The following is a 21,560-nucleotide window of genomic DNA, read 5'->3' as shown; positions in this document are numbered from 1 at the left end:
GACCGCCGCATCGAAGATGCAGCCCCCCCTTGAAAAGATCGACCCGCACAAACCTCAACGGGAGGCGCTCAATACGGAATAGTAACTTGCATAACTAGACTAATTTTCAAAGCCAATGTCAACTCGCTCGAGCGTCTTTTTCAGCACTCCCCTGCGGAACCCGGTTTATCTTGGCAGCCGCAAAGCAGCACTGATCTCTCCAACAATTCCTCGCCGGAAAAGCATGACGCAGACCATAAAAATCAAACCGATGATGATCGGAACCTTGCTCGATAGATCAACGGCAAGAGATCCTACCTGGATCACACCGAGGCCGGAGAGTTTGCTCTCAAGCGTCACAACCAGAATGGCGCCGATGATCGGGCCGAGTGGCGTCCCCAATCCCCCGAGCAGGCACATCAGGATGACGTTCCCGGATTGAGTCCAGTGCGCATCAGGCAGCCCGGCGAAGCCCATAGTCAGGGCCTTCAGACCGCCTGCAAGGCCTGCGATCGCTGCGGACATCGTGAATGCCGAGAGCTTGTATCTCTGAACATCGTATCCCAGTGAAATAGCCCGCGGCTCGTTGTCGCGAATGGCAAGAAGCACCTGCCCGAAAGGCGCTTCCATGATCCTCTGGAATCCCCAGACTGCAACAAGCATCACTACGAGTGCGAACGCATACATCGCGTGGTCATTCGAAAGATCGAACAATCCGAACAAGGCGCGTCGCGGGATGCGTTGAAGACCATCTTCCGCGCCGGTGAAGGGCGCCTGCACGCAAATGAAATAGACCATTTGCGCAAGCGCCAGCGTGATCATGGCAAAGTAGATGCCCTGCCGCCGGATAGCCATCCCGCCCATGACTGCGCCGAGTGCAATGCCAAAGACGAGGCTGAATCCCAACGCAAGCTCCGGTGTGAAACCCCATGATTTGGTGGCGTAACCTGCCGCATACGCTCCGACACCAAAGAACGCCGCATGACCGATCGATAGAAGCCCCACATTGCCCGTGAAGAAATTGAACGCCACCGCGAAAAGTGCAAATGCCACGCACTTCATCAGAAACTGCGCATAGAGCCCTGCAAAAGGAGCTAGGAGGCCGACAGCGGCCAACCCGAGAAGAAGAACGGTCGACATCTTCATGTTCATGGCGCTCATGCCTCCCGTCCAAACAGCCCGACGGGCCTGACAAGCAGAACAAGCGCCATGACGATGAACACGATTGTCGATGACACTTCCGGGTAAAATACCTTGGAGAGACCTTCGATGACGCCGAGCGCAAGACCTGTCGCGATCGCACCCGCCGTCGACCCCAACCCACCGATCACCACCACGGCGAAAGTGATAATCAGGATGTTCGATCCCATCAGCGGCTGAACCTGATAGATCGGCGCGGCCAGTACGCCGGCAAAGGCCGCCAGCGCGGCGCCAAGCGCGTAGACGAAAGTCACCATCAACGGAACATTAATTCCGAGAGCTTGCACCAGCCGGGCATTCTCTGTGCCTGCGCGCAAGTACGATCCGAGACGCGTCTTCTCGATCAGGAACCAGATCGCGAGGCAGACAAACAACGACACACCGACGATCCACATCCGATAGATCGGCATTCTCATGAAGCCAAGATCGACAAGCCCGCGCAGAGCTTGTGGCGTCTGATAAGGAAGGCCAGCCGACCCGTAGATGTCACGGAAAATGCCCTCCAGAACGAGCGCAAGCCCGAATGTGAATAGCAAGCCGTAAAGATGATCGAGGCCGACCAGCCGACGCAGCAGCAGCCGCTCGATCAACGCGCCAAACGCACCTATCACGACCGGCACAAGCAACAGAGACCACCAGTAATTCACACCAAGCTTATGCATAGCGAGATAGACGCCGAACGCGCCGAGCATATACAGCGCGCCATGGGCGAAATTGATGACATTGAGCAGGCCAAAAATCAGCGCGAGACCGAGGCTCAAGACTGCATAGAAAGAGCCATTCACGAGACCGATCGTAATCTGGCCGAGCAGCACCTGTGCGGGAATATCAGGCATAGCGATCCTCAAACACCCAGGCTTTGGTCAACGAGATCTGCCTTCGCCTCAAGTTCGGCGGCAGACAGCCGCATCGTGATGTCACCATGCTCAACGACTAGGAATCTGTCTGCCAGCGGCGCCGCGAAATACTTATTCTGCTCCACGAGAAGGATCGTGTAATCGCGCGACTTCAGCTCGGTGATGAGATCGAAAAGACGGTCAACGATCACAGGTGCAAGCCCCTCGGAGATTTCGTCGAGCAGCAGCAGCCGTGCCCCGGTGCGCAAAATCCGCGCGATTGCCAGCATTTGTTGTTCGCCCCCCGATAGCCGTGTGCCGGGTGTACTGCGCCGCTCGGCAAGATTTGGGAGCAAAGAGTAGATCTCGTCGACAGACATGCCGCCGCCCGATTGTTGCGGCGGCAGTAGCAGGTTCTCCTCGCAGGACAGGCTGGCGAATATGCCACGTTCCTCCGGGCAGTAGCCGACACCCATGCGCGCTATGACGTGAGGGGCGAGACGGATTGTGTCCCTTCCGCCGACCCGGATCGAGCCTTGCCGCTTGTCGATCAATCCGACGATTGCGCGCAGCGTTGTGGTGCGACCGCTGCCATTGCGGCCCAGCAGTGCAACCACCTCTCCCCGCTGCAAAGAAAACGACATGCCATGAAGAACGTGCGACTCGCCGTACCAAGCCTGCAGGTGGTCCACATTCAACACATCGATAGCGCCCGCCCCTGAACCATTTGCAGTCATGATGCTCTCCCCATCGCGCGCGAGCCGAGATAGGATTCGATCACCTGCGGATTGCGAGACACCTCGTTGTACGGCCCTTCCGCTATGATTTCGCCACGCCGCAACACGCTGATCCGGTCGGCGATCCGCGCCACCATTTTCATGTTGTGCTCAACCATGACCACGGTACGGCCGACAGCTGCCTGCTTGATGAGAGCGGTGACGCTATCAACGTCCTCATGGCCGAGCCCCTGGGTCGGCTCGTCGAGGAGCATGACTTTCGGTTCCGTCGCTAGCGTCGTCGCGAGTTCGAGTGCTCGCTTGCGGCCATACGCCAGGTCTCCAGCGCGGGTGCGCGCGAATGCACCCAGATCAACCTGCTCCAGCAGGCCGTAGATGCGATCAGACATATCAGCGGGACGTAATCCACCGCGCCAGAATGTCGCGGGCGATACAAATCTCCGCTGAAGTGCGATGGCGATGTTCTCGCTCACAGAAAGATGCGAAAAAACCGCCGATATCTGAAACGATCGTACAAGGCCAAGGCGGGCAAGCGCCGCCGGCCGCTCCATCGTCACATCGGCTCCCTCCAATCGGATACGGCCCGATGTCGGCACCAGAAACTTCGTCAGCAGATTGAAGACGGTTGTCTTACCTGCACCGTTTGGACCGATCAGCGCGTGGATCGCGCCGCGTCGAATGTCGAGGTCGACGCCGTTAACTGCAACATAACCACGGAATTCCTTCCGTAGCCCGCGCGCCTCCAGCACCACATCGACATCTGCATGATGCGACGCCTTCTCCATCGGGATCATCTCCTCCGAATTTTGTGCGACGCAATGACAATGAGCCTTGCGAGCCTGTTGACAGTGTCATACCAAATTAGTCTAGTTATGCAAGCCTATCGATCAGGCAAGAAGGGTTCCAAACAGATTAAGAGAGGGAGGAGTAACAATGAGCAAGGTGGCAATGACGCTTGCCGTAAGTATCGGACTGGCAAGCCCGGCATATGCGCAGACGGCAAAAGTATCCGACGACGTTGTCAAGATCGGCGTGATGACCGACATGTCGGGGCAGTTTTCCCATGAGTCCGGCGAAGGATCGGTGACCGCGATCAAAATGGCGATCGAAGATTTTGGCGGGAAGGTTCTCGGCAAACCCATTGAAGTGATCGTCGCCGATCACCAGAACCGCAACGAAGTGGCGATTGCCAAGGCGCGCGAATGGTATGATGTCGCGAAAGTCGACCTGATCGCAAATCTGATCAACTCATCGATCGCGCTCGCAGTAACCAACGTCGCGCAGGAGAAGAACCGCATCGCTATCGTCAATGGGTCCGGCTCGTCACGACTCACGAACGATTCCTGCACACCAAACAGCATCCACTACGCGTACGACACTTACGCGCTGGCCCAAGGAACCGGCAAGGCGCTTATCAAGGAAGGCCTGAATTCGTGGTACTTCCTCACAGCGGATTACGCGTTCGGACATGCACTTGAGAACGACACGGCGAACGTGGTGAAGGCAAACGGCGGTACAGTCGTTGGATCGATCCGCTATCCAATCGATACGGCTGACCACTCGTCCTTTCTTCTTCAGGCGCAAGCCTCAAAATCCAAGGTTGTTGCCGTTGCCGGCTCCGGAACGACGTTCATTAACGCCGTCAAATCGGCCAAAGATTTCGGCCTCACCGACGGGGGAAAGCAAACCATTGCCGGATTGCTAGTCTGGATTACTGATATCGACTCGATGGGATTGACGACGGCACAGGGTCTTGTTTTGACCAACGCCTTTTATTGGGACCGAGACGAAGAAACCCGCGCATTTTCCAAGCGATTTTTTGCGAAGATGAAACGCATGCCACACATGGGTGATGCCGGAGATTATTCGTCCACAATGCATTACCTCAACGCAATCAAGGCCGCGGGTACCGATGATGCCAAAACCGTGATGGCAAAAATGCGCGAGATGCCGGTGAACGATTTCTTCGCCAAGAATGGTCGCGTGCGCGAGGACGGCCGGTTCGTGCATGACATGTACGTCTACGAGGTAAAGAAACCCTCGGAATCGAAATATGAGTGGGACTACTACAAACTTCGTGCGGTCGTTCCGGGCGAAGAAGCCTTCCGCCCAATGTCGGAAAGTAAGTGCCCGCTGATCAAGAAGTAACCCGAAACACCGCTCAGACGCGGCCGGGCACCGCCCGGCCGCTCTTCGTGCCACCGAACTTGTCGGGATCGTAACGCATGCGATACTTCATCGACGTCGCGTGAATTGGCTCTCCGCAACGATTGCAGATGACGGTCGGCGTAAAGTCCTTGCCGCAATCGAGATGCCTGAGGATAAGCGGTGGCTTGTCGTCGGCGCGCCATCGGTCGCCCCAGGCCATCATCATGATCAATGGACCGTACAGATCCATTCCCATCGGAGTCAGTAAATATTCAAATCTTTCCGGCAACGACTGGTATTTCCGCTTCTTGAAAACCCCGCGCTCAACAAGCCGCGCAAGACGATCGGTGAGAATATTTGAGGCAATATTCAATTCAACCTGGAGCTTGTCGAAACGCCTGGCACCGAAGAAGGCTTCACGAATAACGAGAAAGCTCCACCGATCGCCAATCACCTCGAGTGCCCGCGACACCGAGCTCGGACGTCCACGCAAAAAGTCGTCGGCGGTTCGGCGTGATCGTCGCGAGTGCTCAATCCGTGCCTTCCCCGCTCCTGGCCCGTCGCGATAGCTGACACCTCGTGCGACAACACGTTGATGGCAGCAAGAGCACGACACGAAGGGCTTGCTGACGCAATTACAACCTTCGTGAATAAGCTGAAGCGGCGCTCCCTTCGGATCGGCCAGCCACCGGTCACCGAATTGCATAAGAGCCATAAAGGTGGGGTAGAGGTCGATACCGGACTTCGTCAGCTTGTATTCGACGCGGCTCGACGTCTCTGAGTAGCTGATCTCTCGAAATATTCCCTCGCGGGTCAAACGACGGAGACGATCCGTCAGGGTTGCTCGGGAAATTTCGAGAGCCGAACGAAATTCCTCAAACCGCCGAGCTCCGAAAAACGCCTCCCGGATGACGAGAAACGCCCAAGCATCCGAAAGGATGCCGACCGTTCTGGCGACGGAACAGTTCCGCTCGGTCAACACCGGCTGCTTCTGAGCAACACGAGCAGATGGCGCGGCTTTAGCGGCTTTGAGCCGCCTTCCTTGCTTTTTCGCAGCCGCCAGCCGCATAATTCCGTCCCGAGCCTAAACCTGATCGCTGGATTTCGGCACAACTCATGCGTATGAGCCGCCGCTCTCGAAGAGTTTGACGGTATCCGAACGCATTCGTCAAGGTCGGCGGGTTAGTGACGCTAGGCTCAGACTTCGATCACGCGCTCCATATGCACGCGGCGGCAGTCCATTTCGTATTCAAGATCCTGCACCGGCGGCCGGTTCAGATGCCAAGTCAGACCCTGCCTGAAAATGCCGCGCTTTCCAAGTTCACTTTCAATGAACGGAAAGATGTCGTGGACCGTATAAAGCTGCGTTGCAGTCACCTGACTCCAGTCCCCGCCGAAAGCACTCATGCGTCGTTCCATCTCGGCGAGAACCCATTTTGCTTTCTCCAGCATCGCTGCGGACGAGATATCCCCGAGCCGGACGGCATGATCGCGATAGTTTCCTTTGCCTTCCGGTGCTTCACCACTCCCGGCGATCACGAAGGAAGCCGGTGCTTTCGCCGCAATCACCGTATACGAGAAAGCGTGGAAGCCAGGTTCCGACGGCGGATCGATCTTCGGACAGACGTTGCTGCGCGCCACAGGATTGGCAGCACCATCCTGCATCAGCCCCCATGCTTTCAAGGTGCCAGTATACTCTTCATTGAATTTGACGAATCCGCCTTCCGTAAATGGCGCAGGCGAGCGCAACTCGCAAGCAGCAAACGCATTCAAGGGGCGACCGGCATCCTTAAGAATCTGCGCAATTTTCTCGAATCCATGCCGCAGTGGCACGGGATTCGCGAACCGCACGCGCTCGAGCGCGAAGCCGGGAAGCGCAGCAACGCCGGCGGAATATTGACTGACGCCCGGCATGAAACGATAGCCGCCATTGGGCGCTTCAACAGTCTTGTTCATGTTGCCTCTTCTTGTTTTTCGGGAAAGGAATTCGTCGATTGACGGGACTATTCTTCAAGAACGCCGAGATAGGCGTCGCGAATAATTGGATCTGCAAGCAACTCGGTGCCAGATCCAGATCTGACGATCCGGCCCATATCCATGACAAAGGCCGCATGGCATAGATCCAAGGCCGTCATCACATCTTGCTCGACCAGCAAGATGGACATACCTCCGGAGTTGAGCGCGCGTAACGCAGCGACAAGCTGCTCGACCAGCAGCGGCGAAAGGCCGAGTGACAGCTCGTCGATCATCAACAGCTTCGGTGCGCTCATGAGGCCACGCCCAATGGCACACATCTGCTGCTCTCCGCCGGAGAGCGTCGCGGCGGCCTGATTGCGGCGCTCCGACAGTTTTGGAAACGTCGTGTAAACCCTGTCCATATCACGGCTAATTTCGGCGCGCGAAGCTCTGCGCGAATAGGCTCCCATCAGAAGATTGTCTTCGATGCTCATTGCGCCGAACAGCCGCCGCCCTTCCGGCACATGGACGATGCCGTGGGAAAGAATTTTCGCTGCAGTCGCGCCCGCGATATCCTCGCCGTCCGAGTAATAGGTTCCCGACTGAACAGGAATCAGGCCCGACAGCACACGCATCAGTGTGGTCTTCCCCGCGCCGTTGGAGCCGATCAACGCTGTAATTTCACCTCTGCGCACCGCCAGATCGATGCCCCACAGCACCTGAACTTCGCCATAACCAGCGCGCAAACCTTGCAATTCGAGAATGGGAGCAACATCAGCCATGGGCGACAGCCCTCTGAGCATATTGCTGGCCGAGATAGGCCTCTACGACAGCGGGGTTCTTGATTACCTCGCGCGGCAAGCCATCGGCGATGAGTCGCCCATTGTGCAAAACAACGATGCGTGTGCAGACGTTGAGTACGACTTTCATCAAGTGCTCGATCATCACGATGGTGATCCCGCTGGCCGCGAGTTCGTGAATTAGCCGTGTCGCACGTTCAACTTCGGCGCTGTTCAACCCGGCATTGACCTCATCGAGGAACAGCAATTTGGGCCGCATCGCCAGCGCCTTTGCCAGCTCCAGGCGCTTGCGCATTGCCAGCGTGAGTGTCGCCGCCGGCTGATCGGACTGCGCTTCGAGACCAACGAAGGCCAGACGTTCGCGGGCAGACGCCCGCGCCGACTTCAGGCTTTCATTCGGCTGCGAAAACAGCGCCGCGGCAGCCACATTGTCGAGGGCTGAAAGTTCAGCGAAGGGTTGCACGACTTGAAAGGTACGAGACAGTCCGAGACGCGCAGACTGATAGGTCTTAACGCGCGTGATGTCCTGGCCTGCGAATGTTACCGCGCCCGAACTTGCCGGTGTAACGCCGGTGACCACATTGACGAGTGTGGTTTTCCCGGCGCCGTTCGGTCCGATCAAACCAAGCACTTCGCCCTTGGCGATACCGAGTGACACATCGCTAAGCGCCTTGAGGCCGCTGAAATGACGGGAGACGGACTGCAATCTGAGAATTTCAGACACGCTTCGGCCTCCATGAAAGAAGACGGTCGCGCAATGACATCAATCCATGTGGGAGGAACAGCAGAAGCGCGACGATCAGAACGCCGAGAACACCGCTATGGATCTGGATGTAATTGCGCCAGACTACCTCTTCCAATCCAAGATAGACCAGCGCACCAATAACGACGCCAAGCGGGGAGCCAAGGCCGCCGATCAGCGCCATAACAATCGGTTTGACAGAGTAGAGAATGTCGAACACATCGGAGGGATCAATATAGTGAACCCACGCGGCATAGATGCCCCCCGCAGCACTGACAAAGCACGCCGACAGGCCAAACGCGGCGCTCTTATAGAGGGTAGCATTGAGTCCAATCATGTTCGCCGCAGTTTCATTCTGCCGGATGCAGGCAAGCCCGAATCCGAGCTTTGATCCCGAGACGACGAATACCGTCAAGGCGGTTCCGAGCAGCAGTGCCCACATGGCATAGAAGAAGAATGTCGCGTCCGACAGCACGCCAGCCCCGGACATCAATGGAATGTTCAGGCCCATGCCCCCACCAGTAAGATCGGTGGCGTTGTTGACGAGTTCGCGAAACACTTCGATTAACGAGAGGCTGGCAATCGCGAAGTAATGCCCACGCAGGCGCAGCAGCGCAGCCCCAAGTAAACCTGCAAGTACGAATGACGCGACCCATGCGGCGGTCACCGCAACACTAAGGGGTACGCCGCGCGACATCAGAACGCCGGTTGTATACGCGCCAAACCCGAAGAACGCCGCTGTTGCAAACGAAGGATACCCCGCGAAGCCGCCAACGATATTCCACGACAACGCAAGGATCGCATACATGCATGCTATCGTGCCGAGCCTCAGTGCATATGCGCCGCCGAACAGCGGCAGTGCAGCAAGGCAGGCGACCAACACCAGCAGGACTAGATTAGATCGGGTCATTCGAAACCCTTTCGGCCAAGCAGACCCTGGGGGCGAACGATCAGGAAGATGATCAGCAACACGAACGACAGGGTCGTCGCATGCGCCGGACCGATCAGCGTGGAGCCAATGCCTTCGATCAGTGCCAGTAGAATTCCGCCAGCGAGCGCGCCTGACACACTGCCGAGGCCACCGAGCACGCAAACGACGAAGGCTTTCCCGAGATAGGCCGTTGAGGTCAGCGGCGAGATCGGGAAGATCAGGGCCATGAGCACGCCGGCACAGCCGGCCAGCGCCGCACCCAGACCGAACGCTATCGCATAGATCGAATTAACATCGACACCCATCAGCGTAGCTGCGTCACGATCAAGTCTCACCGCAACAATGGCTCGCCCTACCCGCAACCGCCGCAGGACGAGATAGAGCATACCTGTCAGCGCCAATGCGGATGCCGTTGCGATCAACCGATCAACAGGAACGACGACGTCGAACAACGAAATTGATCCCATTGGCGGCGTTAGCGTCAGCTTCCGGTAATCGGCCTTGAAATAGTAGATCATCGCGTTGTTGAGGATCAGATCCAGGCCGAACGTCAGCGTCAGCGTTACCAGCACCGGTGCGGTGATCACCCGGTTCAGAATGAGACGCTGGATGAGATAGCCAAACACAAAGAACAGCGGCGCCGCGATAACAAGCGCGTACCACGGCGAGATATGAAGCGACTGATAAAGTCCCCAGGCCAGATAAGCACCGAGAACAATAAACGAGCCATGGATCAGGTTGATGACGTTCAGAACACCCCAAACCAGCGAGAAGCCGATCGCAATACATGCGTAAAGGCAGCCCAGCACTAAAGCATTGATCAGAACCTGGGCCGCCAGCATGTGGTGTCCTCGCCTCCCGCAGTTTGATCAGTTCACGCCGAGCTTGAATTCGCCCTGCTTGATCAGCGCTGGGGAGAGAACGACAGGCTTGCCACCCTGGAGTTGGAATACCGGCGGCTCCAGTGAATTGATCTGTCCAGTTGGCCCGAATTTCACCGGCCCAAAGAACGTCATCACATCCAGCTTAGCGAGTTCGTCGCGTACCTTGTCCTTGTCGAGCGATCCGGCTTTCTCGATCGCCATCTGAAACAAAGCTCCGGCAACCGAAGCCGACGCCTGCGCATAGTCGGGTTCGGACTTGTACTTTTCCTTGAACAGCTTCACGTAGTTTGCCGTGGTGCCGAAAATGTCCTTTCCGGAATATTGCGCGGCGGGATGCCACCACGCGGCGCTGGTGATGTTCTCCCCGCCTGTGCCAGCGGCATCGATGAACTCCTGATAGGCCGGACCCGCGATCATCGAAACCACCGTGGCCTTGATCTGCTGGTCAGCCATCTGCTTTTTCACCAGCAGCAAATCGTTGATATAGCCAGTCACGAAGATCCATTGCGGGGCCAGCGACTTGATCTGCGACAGTGTCGCGGAGTGGTCGAGCGTCCCAATCGCATACTTCTCGAAATACGCAACTTCGAGACCATTACCTTTCGCCGACTTTTCCATTTCCTGCGCGATGGCGAGCGGGAAAAGATCGTTCCGCGCCAGGATCGCGACCTTCTTCACATCTGGCGCCTTCGCCTTGACCATCTGAGTGAGCGGGGTGGTCAGCGTATCGTTCGGCGTGAAGGTTCCGAACAGATACTTGTATCCTTGATCGTAGACCTGAGACGACGATGCGGTCGCTGCGATCGTCGGCACCTTGTACTTCTCGGAAACGCTGCTGCCTGCCTTTGCGGCACCAGATCCGAATGGGCCAAACAGGAAGTTGACGTTGTTCTGCGTGATCATCTGCTCGGTCGTCTGCACCGCGCGCGGCGTGTTCGACTGATAGTCGGTATAAACGATCTCGACCTTGTACTTCTTGCCGCCGACCGGGATGCCGCCCGCCTTGTTGGCCTGCTCGGCCCACAGGTCGTATCCCTGCTGCTGCTTGATGGCCTCTGGCGCGAGCGGCCCAGTAAGCGGAAGTGGCGCGCCGAAGCGGATCACATCCTGCGCTGCCGCCGCCGAGGCGGACAGTCCCAACGCAGCGACAACCAAGAGCGAATTCAAACCACGCGAGACGAGCCGGGAGCGAGCCATCCAGATTCTCCATCAGGGACCGAGGGTGCGACCTGATTGAAATCTTGGCAAATTAAGGGGTCGAATAAAAGCATTGAAATTCGAAGCAAGAGGTCTGAATATTCGAACGCTATGCATCGTCTGCTTGATTTCAAAGCATCCTTCCAACCCAACCGACTGGGCCGCGAAACATGATCGAATCCACCGCTATCCGGTATTTTCGCGAAGTCACCGAACGCGGTTCGATCAAGCGCGCCGCAGAATCTCTTCGCATTGCACCAAGTGCGATCAGCCGACAGGTGCAGGGGCTCGAAGACGAGCTTTCGGTTAAGTTGTTCGAGCGCGGCGCGCGGGGAATGAACCTGACCAATGCCGGCCACCTGCTCTATCGCTATGCACAAGAGAGCCAGGCGAAACTGGACCGCGTCCGCGCTCAGGTCGAGGAGTTCGATTCGTTGCAGCGCGGCCACGTTAAGCTCGCAACCGTGGAAGGCCTACTGGCGAGCTTCGTATCGGATTTTGTGGTGGATCTTTCGAGGGACTATCCAGGCATTTCGATCGCGGTGACCACCGTGGGATCGCGCGGTGTAGCCGAAATGGTCGGACGGCACGAGGTCGATCTTGGACTGGTCTTCGGCCGTGCGCCCCGCCGCGACCTGATCGAACTGGCCCGGATGCGGCAATCGTTGTGCCTGATGGTCGCGCCGCATCATTCAATGGCCGGCATGGATCATTGCACAATAAAGGATCTGGCAGGGCTGCGCGTGATTCTGCCGGATCCGTCGTTCGGCATTCGCCAGGAAATCGATCGGGCCTGCGCTAAGGCCAATATCGAACTGGATCTCTATAGCGAGACCAACTCCATCGCCTTCGCGCGAACGATGGCCGCCAAAGCCGGCCTCGGGACTTTCCTGCCGCGAAACGCAGCGATGCCCGAACTGATCGCCGGCACGCTGGTTGCTGTCCCGCTGCGTGACAAGCGTCTGGAGGCAACCCAGGTGACGCTGGTGCAACTCGCAGCCCGCAACACGACGCCGTCCAGTCTCCGCGTCGCGGAGTTGCTTGTGGACAGAATGAAAGAGCAGACGGACTAGCCCGGAACGCTTTCGGTGGTCCTCGGCTCCATTTCAACACTGCCCGGGAACAGCCTGCGCACCAGTATGTAGAATATCGGCGTGAAAACCAGACCGAACAATGTGACGCCAAGCATACCGAAAAATACTGCAACACCGACTGCCTGACGCATCTTCGATCCCGATCCCGATGAAATCACCAGCGGGAGCACACCAAGAATGAATGCGAACGAAGTCATCAGGATTGGCCGCAATCGCAGCCGGCACGCCTCGATAGCGGCATCCAGCCGATTGCGTCCCTCACGTTCGATGTCTCGCGCGAACTCAACGATCAGAATGGCGTTCTTGGCAGCCAGCCCAACCAACACAACGAAACCAATCCTGCGTCGCTCTCGCTCCCCCTTCAGATGTGCGCCAACATCGTAACGCTAACACCCTTCTTAAGGAGACTCTCCCCATCTCCCCTCGAACACGAGTTCTTGTCATTGATATACTGCGAATATATGCTTGAGCTAATCCTACCTGTTCATGTCGCATGGGGAGCGAATTGAAATCTAAAAAGGTTACAAAGCGCGCGGCGCAGAATCCGGAGACCGATGACGGAACGCTGACAGACCGTGCTTATCGAGAACTCGAAGAAATGATCGTCACCCTTCAGTTAACTCCCGGCACCATACTGTCCGAACATACCCTTGCACTGAAACTGAAGATCGGTCGAACTCCGATTCGCGAGGCACTGCAACGTCTCGCGCGCGATGGTCTCGTGGTAATCATGCCAAGGCGCGGCATCATGGTCTCGGAGATTAATCTCAGGCTGCAATTGCGGTTGCTCGAAGTGCGCCGCGAGCTTGAGCGGCTGATGGCGAGACTAGCTGCCGAACGCGCCACTCCTGAAGAACGTCAAGAGTTCGCGGAAGTGGCGCGCGGAATGCTCAAGGCGGCGGTCCAAGCGGACGACATCGAATTCATGCGCCTTGATCAGAAATTCAATCTCCTCATCGCGACGACCGCGCGCAATGAATTTGCCCGGCGATCGATGGGGCTCATGAACGCCCTTTCTCGCCGCTTCTGGTATCAGCACTATCAGGAAGTCGCAGATCTGCCGCTTGCCGCCAAGCTGCATGCAGCGGTGGCAGAGGCTGTTGCCGGAAAGAAGCCTAAAATGGCGGCCGCCGCTTCCGACAAGCTGATCGACTATATCGAGGATTTTGCGCGCAAGACGCTCGATACATGATCCGGCCTCAATCGAACATCACGACGCTGCGAATGGTTTCACCACGTTTCAGCGCATCAAAACCCGCATTGATCTCGCTGAGAGTGATACGGCGCAAGATCAAATCGTCCAGCATCAACGATCCGTCGAGATAGGCTTGCGCCAGTATCGGAAAATCGCGGCGCGGCCGTGCATTTCCATAGCTGACGCGGCGGATGCGCTTTTCCTGCATCAAGGAGCCCCAGCGGAACGATACATCCTGTTGCACATCGACTTTACCAAGCCAAATCACATTGCCGCCCGGACGAACCGCTTCGACCGTGACACGGAACGCCGCAGGGCTGCCAGCAGATTCAATCACGGTATCGACACCGCGTCCGCCCGTCTCATTCTTTGCAGCCGCGACAGCGTCGTCATTCGTCGCATTAACAGCGTGGGTCGCGCCCACAGTTATCGCCAGTGCGAGCTTTACGGGATCGAGATCTACAGCGATGATCGCACCCGCTCCCGCAAGCCGCGCTCCTTGCACCGCCGCCAAACCCACCGCACCGCAGCCGATCACCATGACGGTATCGCCATGTTTGACTGCATCCAGGTTCAGTGCAGCGCCGACACCTGTCATTACGCCGCAACCGATCAAGCAGGCACGATCGAACGGAATCTCCTTCGGCACGGCAATCGCCTGCTGATCAGGCACGATGCAGTATTCACCAAACGATCCCAGAAACATCAGTTGCTGCAGGTCACGACCGTCAGCAAGCCTCGCGCGACTCGTTCCATCGAATGACCGCGCCTTTGGGCCTTCGCGGAGATACTCCTCGCAGAGGATTGGCAAATCGCGGTCGCAATAGAAGCAATGGCCGCAGTGCGGATTCCACGACAGTATAACGTGATCACCTTTCTTTACGCCGCGCGCGGCTGAACCGACCTCTTCGACGATGCCCGCGGCTTCGTGGCCGAGCACGATCGGCATCGGAAAGCGTAACGATCCCTCCATCACTTCAAGGTCGGTGTGACACAGCCCCGCAGCGCGTATCCGCACCAGCACATCTGTGGGCTTCAATGCGGTCGCGGTAACAACCTCGATCGAGAGCGGTGTTTTCGCGGCGTGAAGTACAGCCGCGCGGTACTGAAGCGGCATTTATGCGACCGCCTTCCCAGAACTACCCAGCACGTTGAGCGCCAGGTCCATGTCGGATGACGTCATTTCCCATTCGTTGCCGAAGTTAGCCACAACGGTGCGCATGAACGGATCGACTGCCGCTTTCGCGGCAACGGTGTCACCAAGATGATCGGCGAGCAGCGCCAGCGCGAGCTGACGCGGCTCCGGCCCCTCGTAGCTCCACTCAAAACCATTCTTGCTGAATTCCATCACTTCGGTTCGGGGATTCAATGGTGCGCCATCGACAGTCACCTTCACGCCGTCGATCGTCCGGTCGCCAACATAATGTTTCATTCTTTCTCTCCCACACATTCGCGCCCCGATCGATATCTGGTTAGTGCGTCACTTCCACTTCGCCGGCGATCACACGCATGACGTCGCGGTCGCGGTGCGCTTCGGACAGCGATCCGGAAAACATCAGTTCGCCGCGTTCCAGCACATAAAGGCGATCGACATAGTCAGGGATGTGATGGACGTTCGATTCTGCCATCAACACGCCTTTGCCCATTGCCCGGATCGAGGCTACGCCCTCTGCGATCAGTGGAATGATGGCCGGCGACAATCCCTCGAAGGGCTCGTCGAGCAGCAGAAGTTTCGGGTCGAGAGTCAGCGCGCGCGCAATGGACACCATCTTGCGTTCGCCGCCTGAAAGCTGCGCACCGCCGCGTGCAAGATACTGCCGCAGTTTCGGGAAGACCGCATAAGCTTCTTCGATACGCTCCTGAGCCGGCCGGCCGGTCGGCCGCGTCCATGTCGAGAGCTCGATGTTCTCAGCCACAGTAAGGTCAGCATAGACCTCGGATTCTTCGGGCGAGAACCCGATCCCGCTCTGGGCGATCCGCCACGTCGGGAGCTTCGTCAGATCGGCGTTGTCGAAAGTGATATCTCCGGACAATGGACGCCGATAACCCATAATGCTGCGGAATGTCGTGGTCTTCCCGGCGCCATTACGACCCACGAGACAGACGAGTTCGCCCACCGCAACCGACAGGCTAATGCCGTTGAGAATGCGGCTGCCCTGAATGTCGACTTTTACGTTGGAGAGTTCGAGCATTACGACGCCCTCCTCAGGGTAGGCGGCCGTGTCCCCACAACGGCTGAGATCATCTCCGGATCGGCAAAGAACCTGTCAGGCGGCATGTCCGCCAATACCCGGCCCTCTTGCAGGGCGACAATCCGGTGCGAATAGCGCGCCACAAGATCCATGTCATGTTCGACCTGAACGATGGCCCGTACCCCTGCCGCTCTTGCCGCCGACACCAGCACCTCCATGATGGAGTGCTTGTCGCCTGTCGAGACACCACTCGTCGGCTCGTCCAGCAGGATGACCTTCGGACTGAGCGCGAATGCGCTGGCAACATCCAGCAGCTTCTTTTCACCCTGCGACAGAGTGGATGCCACCGTATCCAGCTTGGCACGAAGGCCGAGAACCTCCGCCACGCGCTCGACATCCGCCTGAAGCTCATGATCCTTCGACAGCGAGCGGAATGGATTAGAGACCCGTCGCAGCCGCGAGGCAACGGCGACCGCGAGGGTCTCACGTACCGTCAGGGCTGGAAATACATTCACGAGCTGGAAAGCCCGCGCCATTCCGCGCCGTGCCAGTTCGACAGGCCCGACGCCGGCTATGTCATCGCCGAGAAAACGAACCTCACCAATGGTTGGCCGCAACAGGCCGGTGACAACATTGACAAGCGTGGTCTTGCCGGCGCCGTTTGGTCCGACGATCGAAACGAACTCACCATCCGCAACGTGAAAGGACACGTCTTGCAGCGCTCTGTATGCGCCGTAGTGCTTGGACACACCAATGGTCTCAAAGAGACGTGCAGGGGATGATATGCCTGCCTGATGCATCATTTGTCTCCTTTCCTGCGGGAGAAGAGCATTTCAAATGCACCCGACAAGCCTTGCGGCAGGAAGATGACGAGCAACACCAGCACACCACCCATCACGAAGCGCCAGTATTGCGTGATAGCCATCACGAAGTCCTGCAACAGCACAAAGGCAAGCGCGCCGATGGCTGGGCCGACGAAGGTCCCGCTGCCGCCCAGGACCGCCATGAAAACCAGGTTGCCCGAGTGGGTCCAATACGCTAGTTCGGGATCGGCCAGGCCCGTGGTGACGGCGAGAATCGTTCCTCCGATGCCGCCGTACACCGCCGAGATCACAAACGCGGCAAGCCGCATGCGGAATATCTGCACGCCGACATAAGCCGCTTTGCTTGCGTTTTCGCGAATTGCCTTTAGATGAAGGCCGAATGGCGACTGGGTGATGCGCCACATCGCCATTCCAAGCAGGAGCAGCAACGCCAGCACATAGTAGTAGAACGGCCCGGTGAGAAACGCAGTTTTGCCCCCGCCCCATTCCATGCCGAACAGCAGCGGACGCAACACACGCATTCCCTGATCGCCTCCGGTAACGCTGTAGAACTTGAACAGGAAGGAATGAAACAGCATGCCGAACGCCAGCGTTAGCATCCCGAAGAAGATACGGGTGTAGCGAACGCACAGAACGCCGATCACAAGCGCGACAAGCGCGGAGACCGCTGCGCTGGTCAAAACGATCAGCTCGAAACTCAGCACACCGAATTTGGATGTCAGTGTCGATGCCGTATACGCGCCGACACCAAGAAAGAGAGCGTGCCCGAACGACAACAGGCCCGTCGTGCCGAACAGAAGATTGAATCCAAACAGCGCGATTGCGTAGGCAAAGAACGGCACGAGCAGGAGAAGCGCATAAGGCGAGGCCACAAGCGGCAACAGACCCATAATCCCGATCAAGCCGAAAAAGATCCAGAGGCCATTGATATGGGGTAACGCACGCCGCCTCGGCGTGGCCAGCGACAGATCGATAGATTGTTCACTCATGCCGTCACCTTGCCAAACAAGCCCGCGGGTCTGAGAATGAGCGCCGCGACAACAACGAGATAGACTGACAGCAGCTCCATTTCCGGCATGATCGAGATCGATGCCGCGCGCATCAGTCCGACGATCAGCGCGCCAACGAGAGCGCCACGCATACTGCCCAGCCCACCTATGACAACGACCGCAAACGCCTCCACCACCAGTTCAACAGCCATGTCGAGCGACGCCGCGCTGGATGGCACCACAAGCGCACCGCCGACCGTTCCGAGCATGCAGCCCACGGTGAAGACAAGCGCGAAGATTTTGGAAGCGTTGACGCCGAGGCCTTCGGCCATATCGCGGTTCTCCGCTGTCGCCCGCACGATGCGTCCGGTTTTCGTGCGTTGCAGGAACAACCCAAGCGCGGCGGCAATGCCGATACTCGCCGCTATCACCAGAAGATTATAGGTGGGTACCTGCACGCCCATAACATGCGTCGTACCGTAGATCATGTAGGCGTTATCCATGGTGCGCGGCGTAGCGCCCCACGTGAAGCGAAAGACATCCTGGAACATCAGAAGCAAGCCGAAAGTGAGCAGCAACTGATAGCTCTCATCACGGCGGTACACCGCACGCAGCACCCGCTCGATTGGCAGCCCGACGAGGCCGATCACAAGCCCCGCAAGAATGAGCACGGGGAAGAACATGAGTGGCGGCAGCCCGAACTTCATCGCGACGGCGACGGCCGTAATCCCGAAATAGGCTCCCAAGGCATAGAAGGAGCCGCAGGCGAGATTGACAAGCTGCTGCACGCCGAACACGAGCTGAAGCCCCGCCGCCACCAGGAACAGGATGGCGGCGTGGAACGTCCCACCAAGAATGATATCGACAATCGCCGTCATCGGTCAGACAGGCATCTTGGCGGTCTTGATCCATTCCCAGAAGTCTGCGCCTGGCGGCTTCTGCAATTGATCAGCCTGGAATGTGTCGACCGAAGCAAGTGTCGGAAACTCGTACTTGTTCGTGTTTGTCGACGGTCCTTGGTAAAATACCTGCTCAGCAATCTTGTCCCTGCGGAACCGCCCCCTGCCGCCAAGACTTTCAACCTCGAGGCCGGGCATCGCTTCGGCGACCATATCCGGCGTCGGCCATTTCTTCGCGGCCTTTTGCGCGGCTTCGACGCCCGCCTTATAGCTCGCAAGCGCAAAATAGGCGCGATCCGCTTCCCAGTGCGGCGCCTCCTTGTAGCGGTCCATATAGTCCTGAACGAACGCCTTTTGTAACGACGACGCCTGCGGATGATCGAAGTAAAGGGTGTTGTGTCCGAAGATCACGCCTTCCGGCATGAATTCTTTCTTGAGTTGATTAAGTTGCCAGCCGGCCGCCGGCAGCACCACCTTCACGCCTTCGAACAGACCGGCTGCCGCTCCCTGCTTCATGAACACCGGCAAGTCGGCAAACAGCATCGACGAGAAAATTAGATCCGGCTTGGCCGCCTTGAGTGCGGCGATATGCGAGGTCAGATCAAGCGTACCGACTTTTGGCCACTGCTCGGCCACCAACTCAGCCTCCACGCCATAGCGCGCAAGAATCTGCCGGAAAGCTTCCCAGTTATTGCGTCCGTAGGAGTAATCCGGATTGATGCCGGCGACGCGTTTGAACTTACCCTTGAAGTGCTTGACCGCGAGCAGTGACGCCATTACGGCCTCGCATTCGTTATCGGTCGAACGAAACACGTAACGCGACTTCGGCATCACTTCCTTGACGCCGTCCTGCGTGGTGCCATCCCACATCACCAGGAGCGACTGCTCCTCCTCCGCAACGGGAGCAACCCCAAGACTGACGCCGGTCGAAATCAACCCGTGAACACTTTCGACCTTCTCCTGTAGCACCAGGCGCCGGAAACGCTCGATTGTGTCTTTGGGGTTAGTCTCCTCTTCAATGACAAGCTCGAACCTACGTCCGGCAATGCCACCCTCCTTGTTCATCCGTTCCGCTGCCCATTGCACGGCGCGGATTCCGCATTCGCCAGCGGTACCGGCAACGCCGGAACGAGGTGCAATGATGCCAATCTTGAATGGCTTGTCCTGCGCAATGGCCGGGGCGAATAGCTGCGGCACCGCTGCGGCAGCAACGCCTGCTCCAGCAAGCTTCGAAAAGGCGCGACGGGTGAGCGTCATTGATGTCCTCCCATGTGAACTATGCGCATCTGGCGTGCGTTATTGCCATACCATAAATATATCAGACACATTTCAGCAAGCTCTTTTTTGGCGCAGCGGTGTCGCAGCGCCGGTTGCCGATCTAATAGATTGGTGATATGTCAGCGCCGGGTAAGGCCGGACAAAGCCGCCGGCCGCCAGAAAACAACGGAGCTTTGCGCCATGGAACTCACGTCCAGCCCAATGACCGACCGGCAGCGGAAATACCGGGCCACCTACAGAGATCGTATCGCCGGCTGGTACAATGGCTGGCTCCATGCGTTCGTCATTTACGTGATCGGGTTCACTGCCCTCTCGGTCTACATCGCCAACATTGGCAATGTCCGCTGGTGGGAATGGCTGATCGTGCCCATCACCTTTCTTGCGGCGAACTTCTTTGAATGGTGGATTCACCGCTTCGTCATGCACCGGCCATCACAGATCAAGGCATTCCGTGCGATCTACAATCGGCATACCTTGATGCATCACCAGTTCTTCACCGAAGAAGAAATGCGTTTCGCGGATCACAACGACTGGCGCGTTACATTCTTTCCGCCCTACGCACTGGTCACCTTCACACTGATGTCCATTCCACCGGCTCTCGTGTTGGGTTGGCTCGTGTCACCGAACGTCGGCTGGCTGCTGATCTGCACCACGACTTCGATGTATCTCATCTACGAGTTCATGCATTTCTGCTGCCATGTCGACGAAAACTGGTTTGTTCGCAATATGCCGTTCGTCAACACCATCCGGCGTCATCATACGGCCCATCACAACCAGTCGATCATGATGGAGCGGAACATGAATCTGACCTTCCCCGTGATGGACTGGCTGTTCGGCACGTCGGATCTCGATCGTGGACTGATCGGCCACATCTTCAACGGCTATGACACCCGCTACATCCGCAAAAACATGCGTAAAACCTCGCGCACGCCGAAACCCGACATCGTCGGCCAGCGCTCGGGGTTTGCCACACCGGCCGAATAGACGCAGTCAGAAGAGCGGAGACTCGACATGAGCGCGATCGAGCCGAACTGGTTTTCGCTGATCTGGTTCGCCGGACTGGCCACCGTGTGTGGCGTTGCATTCCTCATCATCGCCGGGAAATTTCCACTCGATACCCGACCCGACGCGGCAAGGTCGTTCCCCGCGACCCTGTTGATTCTCGGTAACGCCGTTCTGCTCGCGGTGCTGCTGGCCGGCACCGGCCTCTATGGGTATGTCGAGTTGCGATGGAGTACGCTAATCGTCGTTAGCGGACTTATCTTTCTGTTCACGCCGGCGCTATTCGAGGAATGGCGATGGCCGCCGAGTAGCGCGACAGTCGAACTGTCCGTACTGGTTGGCATTCAGATCCTGTCGCTGGTCGTCCTTGCCAAGGTCAGCAGTTCAGCGCTCGCAATCCTGTCGTAACATTCACAGCCCAGGGAGCAATCGATGCCCGTAAAGATCAAGTTGGCGCTATCTTTGGTCGTTGTCGTTGTGGCGGCTATAGCGTTTTATATGCAGCACGCGCTTGGTCATGACCGAATTCAGTATTTGGTGGCCTTCCTCGGGGGCCTCATGGTGTTCGCCATGTGGCTGTTCCCGGAGGTGAAACGTGAGGAAACTGCCGGCGGCATCCGCCGGGAATCGCCCCGGAATCGCACCAACTAAAGCAATTCGCTAAGCGCTCGCCGCGC

Annotated in this window: 24 protein-coding genes and 1 pseudogene; 6 read left to right on the top strand and 19 right to left on the bottom strand. The window is 57.7% G+C overall.

All coding sequences use genetic code 11. From position 1 onward, the window contains the following. Positions 1-165 precede the first annotated feature (165 nt). The 4 genes from AC1Q6J_RS01385 to AC1Q6J_RS01370 are packed head-to-tail and all read right to left on the bottom strand — an operon-like array spanning position 166 to position 3,537. Complete coding sequence (locus tag AC1Q6J_RS01385; protein WP_492277530.1) at positions 166-1,095, bottom strand: branched-chain amino acid ABC transporter permease; 930 nt, start codon at positions 1,093-1,095, stop codon at positions 166-168. A gap of 41 nt (positions 1,096-1,136) precedes the next feature. Further along, positions 1,137-2,015, bottom strand: coding sequence for a branched-chain amino acid ABC transporter permease (locus tag AC1Q6J_RS01380; RefSeq protein WP_492277529.1), 879 nt, complete (start codon positions 2,013-2,015; stop codon positions 1,137-1,139). An 8-nt stretch (positions 2,016-2,023) separates the two neighbouring features. Then, entirely contained in the window at positions 2,024-2,752 is a 729-nt protein-coding gene (locus tag AC1Q6J_RS01375) for an ABC transporter ATP-binding protein (RefSeq protein ID WP_492277528.1), read from the bottom strand. Continuing rightward, positions 2,749-3,537, bottom strand: a complete 789-nt coding sequence (locus AC1Q6J_RS01370) for an ABC transporter ATP-binding protein (RefSeq protein WP_492277527.1) — start codon at positions 3,535-3,537, stop codon at positions 2,749-2,751. Before AC1Q6J_RS01370 ends, AC1Q6J_RS01375 begins: the two co-directional genes overlap by 4 nt. Before the next feature lie 148 nt (positions 3,538-3,685). Here AC1Q6J_RS01370 and AC1Q6J_RS01365 point away from each other — a divergent pair, with 148 nt between their 5' ends. Then, the gene (locus AC1Q6J_RS01365) at positions 3,686-4,900 is read left to right on the top strand and encodes an ABC transporter substrate-binding protein (RefSeq protein WP_492277526.1); all 1,215 of its coding nucleotides are present in this window, start codon (positions 3,686-3,688) and stop codon (positions 4,898-4,900) included. A gap of 13 nt (positions 4,901-4,913) precedes the next feature. Here AC1Q6J_RS01365 and AC1Q6J_RS01360 read toward each other — a convergent pair whose 3' ends face one another. From AC1Q6J_RS01360 to AC1Q6J_RS01330, 7 genes are all read right to left on the bottom strand, one after another. Then, positions 4,914-5,969, bottom strand: a complete 1,056-nt coding sequence (locus AC1Q6J_RS01360) for a winged helix-turn-helix transcriptional regulator (protein WP_492277525.1) — start codon at positions 5,967-5,969, stop codon at positions 4,914-4,916. A gap of 128 nt (positions 5,970-6,097) precedes the next feature. Beyond that, entirely contained in the window at positions 6,098-6,856 is a 759-nt protein-coding gene (gene cnbZ, locus AC1Q6J_RS01355; protein ID WP_492277524.1) for a 2-amino-5-chloromuconate deaminase CnbZ, read from the bottom strand. 47 nt (positions 6,857-6,903) lie between these two features. Further along, complete coding sequence (locus AC1Q6J_RS01350) at positions 6,904-7,638, bottom strand: ABC transporter ATP-binding protein (RefSeq protein WP_492277523.1); 735 nt, start codon at positions 7,636-7,638, stop codon at positions 6,904-6,906. Next, the gene (locus tag AC1Q6J_RS01345) at positions 7,631-8,380 is read right to left on the bottom strand and encodes an ABC transporter ATP-binding protein (protein WP_492277522.1); all 750 of its coding nucleotides are present in this window, start codon (positions 8,378-8,380) and stop codon (positions 7,631-7,633) included. Before AC1Q6J_RS01345 ends, AC1Q6J_RS01350 begins: the two co-directional genes overlap by 8 nt. After that, positions 8,373-9,308, bottom strand: coding sequence for a branched-chain amino acid ABC transporter permease (locus AC1Q6J_RS01340; protein ID WP_492277521.1), 936 nt, complete (start codon positions 9,306-9,308; stop codon positions 8,373-8,375). The genes AC1Q6J_RS01345 and AC1Q6J_RS01340 overlap by 8 nt, the downstream gene beginning before the upstream one ends. Continuing rightward, positions 9,305-10,171, bottom strand: a complete 867-nt coding sequence (locus AC1Q6J_RS01335; protein ID WP_492277520.1) for a branched-chain amino acid ABC transporter permease — start codon at positions 10,169-10,171, stop codon at positions 9,305-9,307. Before AC1Q6J_RS01335 ends, AC1Q6J_RS01340 begins: the two co-directional genes overlap by 4 nt. Positions 10,172-10,198: 27 nt before the next feature. Beyond that, positions 10,199-11,410, bottom strand: a complete 1,212-nt coding sequence (locus tag AC1Q6J_RS01330; protein ID WP_492277519.1) for an amino acid ABC transporter substrate-binding protein — start codon at positions 11,408-11,410, stop codon at positions 10,199-10,201. 170 nt (positions 11,411-11,580) lie between these two features. Between AC1Q6J_RS01330 and AC1Q6J_RS01325 the strand changes: the two genes are divergently transcribed. Next, a complete protein-coding gene (locus AC1Q6J_RS01325; RefSeq protein WP_492277518.1) occupies positions 11,581-12,483 on the top strand; it encodes a LysR family transcriptional regulator in 903 nt (300 codons plus the stop codon). Here the strand turns inward: AC1Q6J_RS01325 and AC1Q6J_RS01320 are convergent. After that, positions 12,480-12,845 (bottom strand): annotated as a pseudogene (locus AC1Q6J_RS01320) (efflux RND transporter permease subunit); the annotation flags it as partial. The gene AC1Q6J_RS01325 and the pseudogene AC1Q6J_RS01320 overlap by 4 nt on opposite strands. A gap of 152 nt (positions 12,846-12,997) precedes the next feature. Between AC1Q6J_RS01320 and AC1Q6J_RS01315 the strand changes: the two are divergent. Next, positions 12,998-13,696, top strand: a complete 699-nt coding sequence (locus tag AC1Q6J_RS01315) for a GntR family transcriptional regulator (protein ID WP_492277517.1) — start codon at positions 12,998-13,000, stop codon at positions 13,694-13,696. A 7-nt stretch (positions 13,697-13,703) separates the two neighbouring features. Here AC1Q6J_RS01315 and AC1Q6J_RS01310 read toward each other — a convergent pair whose 3' ends face one another. From AC1Q6J_RS01310 to AC1Q6J_RS01280, 7 genes are read right to left on the bottom strand one after another with little or no spacing between them, the layout of a single operon-like run. Continuing rightward, complete coding sequence (locus AC1Q6J_RS01310; protein WP_492277516.1) at positions 13,704-14,816, bottom strand: Zn-dependent alcohol dehydrogenase; 1,113 nt, start codon at positions 14,814-14,816, stop codon at positions 13,704-13,706. Further along, positions 14,817-15,131 carry a DUF6166 domain-containing protein gene (locus AC1Q6J_RS01305; RefSeq protein WP_492277515.1) on the bottom strand — a complete coding sequence of 105 codons (315 nt, stop codon included), beginning with the start codon at positions 15,129-15,131 and terminating at the stop codon, positions 14,817-14,819. A 40-nt stretch (positions 15,132-15,171) separates the two neighbouring features. Further along, entirely contained in the window at positions 15,172-15,891 is a 720-nt protein-coding gene (locus AC1Q6J_RS01300; protein ID WP_492277514.1) for an ABC transporter ATP-binding protein, read from the bottom strand. After that, complete coding sequence (locus tag AC1Q6J_RS01295) at positions 15,891-16,694, bottom strand: ABC transporter ATP-binding protein (RefSeq protein WP_492277513.1); 804 nt, start codon at positions 16,692-16,694, stop codon at positions 15,891-15,893. Before AC1Q6J_RS01295 ends, AC1Q6J_RS01300 begins: the two co-directional genes overlap by 1 nt. Beyond that, positions 16,691-17,704 (bottom strand): branched-chain amino acid ABC transporter permease, encoded by a 1,014-nt coding sequence (locus AC1Q6J_RS01290; RefSeq protein ID WP_492277512.1) that lies wholly within the window; start codon positions 17,702-17,704, stop codon positions 16,691-16,693. The genes AC1Q6J_RS01295 and AC1Q6J_RS01290 overlap by 4 nt, the downstream gene beginning before the upstream one ends. Continuing rightward, positions 17,701-18,582, bottom strand: a complete 882-nt coding sequence (locus tag AC1Q6J_RS01285; RefSeq protein ID WP_492277511.1) for a branched-chain amino acid ABC transporter permease — start codon at positions 18,580-18,582, stop codon at positions 17,701-17,703. The genes AC1Q6J_RS01290 and AC1Q6J_RS01285 overlap by 4 nt, the downstream gene beginning before the upstream one ends. Before the next feature lie 3 nt (positions 18,583-18,585). Continuing rightward, positions 18,586-19,860: an ABC transporter substrate-binding protein gene (locus tag AC1Q6J_RS01280; protein WP_492277510.1), complete on the bottom strand. Its 1,275-nt coding sequence runs from the start codon at positions 19,858-19,860 to the stop codon at positions 18,586-18,588. 201 nt (positions 19,861-20,061) lie between these two features. Here AC1Q6J_RS01280 and AC1Q6J_RS01275 point away from each other — a divergent pair, with 201 nt between their 5' ends. From AC1Q6J_RS01275 to AC1Q6J_RS01265, 3 genes are read left to right on the top strand one after another with little or no spacing between them, the layout of a single operon-like run. Then, complete coding sequence (locus tag AC1Q6J_RS01275) at positions 20,062-20,865, top strand: sterol desaturase family protein (protein ID WP_492277509.1); 804 nt, start codon at positions 20,062-20,064, stop codon at positions 20,863-20,865. Positions 20,866-20,892: 27 nt separating this feature from the next. Next, positions 20,893-21,291 (top strand): hypothetical protein, encoded by a 399-nt coding sequence (locus AC1Q6J_RS01270; RefSeq protein ID WP_492277508.1) that lies wholly within the window; start codon positions 20,893-20,895, stop codon positions 21,289-21,291. Between the two features lie 24 nt (positions 21,292-21,315). Beyond that, complete coding sequence (locus AC1Q6J_RS01265) at positions 21,316-21,534, top strand: hypothetical protein (RefSeq protein ID WP_492277507.1); 219 nt, start codon at positions 21,316-21,318, stop codon at positions 21,532-21,534. Positions 21,535-21,560: the final 26 nt, after the last annotated feature.

The organism is Afipia sp. MLSD5-FHT05B12 (assembly GCF_058793355.1).
The sequence above is the reverse complement of the archived record's forward strand: the minus strand, read 5'-3'. Positions and strand labels throughout refer to the sequence as shown.

Coding starts and splice junctions, on each gene's coding strand:
- AC1Q6J_RS01380 (WP_492277529.1), bottom strand. CDS start 2,015: ATGCCTGATATTCCCGCACAGGTGCTGCTCGGCCAGATTACGATCGGT.
- AC1Q6J_RS01375 (WP_492277528.1), bottom strand. CDS start 2,752: ATGACTGCAAATGGTTCAGGGGCGGGCGCTATCGATGTGTTGAATGTG.
- AC1Q6J_RS01370 (WP_492277527.1), bottom strand. CDS start 3,537: ATGGAGAAGGCGTCGCATCATGCAGATGTCGATGTGGTGCTGGAGGCG.
- AC1Q6J_RS01365 (WP_492277526.1), top strand. CDS start 3,686: ATGAGCAAGGTGGCAATGACGCTTGCCGTAAGTATCGGACTGGCAAGC.
- AC1Q6J_RS01360 (WP_492277525.1), bottom strand. CDS start 5,969: ATGCGGCTGGCGGCTGCGAAAAAGCAAGGAAGGCGGCTCAAAGCCGCT.
- cnbZ (WP_492277524.1), bottom strand. CDS start 6,856: ATGAACAAGACTGTTGAAGCGCCCAATGGCGGCTATCGTTTCATGCCG.
- AC1Q6J_RS01350 (WP_492277523.1), bottom strand. CDS start 7,638: ATGGCTGATGTTGCTCCCATTCTCGAATTGCAAGGTTTGCGCGCTGGT.
- AC1Q6J_RS01340 (WP_492277521.1), bottom strand. CDS start 9,308: ATGACCCGATCTAATCTAGTCCTGCTGGTGTTGGTCGCCTGCCTTGCT.
- AC1Q6J_RS01335 (WP_492277520.1), bottom strand. CDS start 10,171: ATGCTGGCGGCCCAGGTTCTGATCAATGCTTTAGTGCTGGGCTGCCTT.
- AC1Q6J_RS01330 (WP_492277519.1), bottom strand. CDS start 11,410: ATGGCTCGCTCCCGGCTCGTCTCGCGTGGTTTGAATTCGCTCTTGGTT.
- AC1Q6J_RS01325 (WP_492277518.1), top strand. CDS start 11,581: ATGATCGAATCCACCGCTATCCGGTATTTTCGCGAAGTCACCGAACGC.
- AC1Q6J_RS01315 (WP_492277517.1), top strand. CDS start 12,998: ATGGGGAGCGAATTGAAATCTAAAAAGGTTACAAAGCGCGCGGCGCAG.
- AC1Q6J_RS01310 (WP_492277516.1), bottom strand. CDS start 14,816: ATGCCGCTTCAGTACCGCGCGGCTGTACTTCACGCCGCGAAAACACCG.
- AC1Q6J_RS01305 (WP_492277515.1), bottom strand. CDS start 15,131: ATGAAACATTATGTTGGCGACCGGACGATCGACGGCGTGAAGGTGACT.
- AC1Q6J_RS01300 (WP_492277514.1), bottom strand. CDS start 15,891: ATGCTCGAACTCTCCAACGTAAAAGTCGACATTCAGGGCAGCCGCATT.
- AC1Q6J_RS01295 (WP_492277513.1), bottom strand. CDS start 16,694: ATGATGCATCAGGCAGGCATATCATCCCCTGCACGTCTCTTTGAGACC.
- AC1Q6J_RS01290 (WP_492277512.1), bottom strand. CDS start 17,704: ATGAGTGAACAATCTATCGATCTGTCGCTGGCCACGCCGAGGCGGCGT.
- AC1Q6J_RS01285 (WP_492277511.1), bottom strand. CDS start 18,582: ATGACGGCGATTGTCGATATCATTCTTGGTGGGACGTTCCACGCCGCC.
- AC1Q6J_RS01280 (WP_492277510.1), bottom strand. CDS start 19,860: ATGACGCTCACCCGTCGCGCCTTTTCGAAGCTTGCTGGAGCAGGCGTT.
- AC1Q6J_RS01275 (WP_492277509.1), top strand. CDS start 20,062: ATGGAACTCACGTCCAGCCCAATGACCGACCGGCAGCGGAAATACCGG.
- AC1Q6J_RS01270 (WP_492277508.1), top strand. CDS start 20,893: ATGAGCGCGATCGAGCCGAACTGGTTTTCGCTGATCTGGTTCGCCGGA.
- AC1Q6J_RS01265 (WP_492277507.1), top strand. CDS start 21,316: ATGCCCGTAAAGATCAAGTTGGCGCTATCTTTGGTCGTTGTCGTTGTG.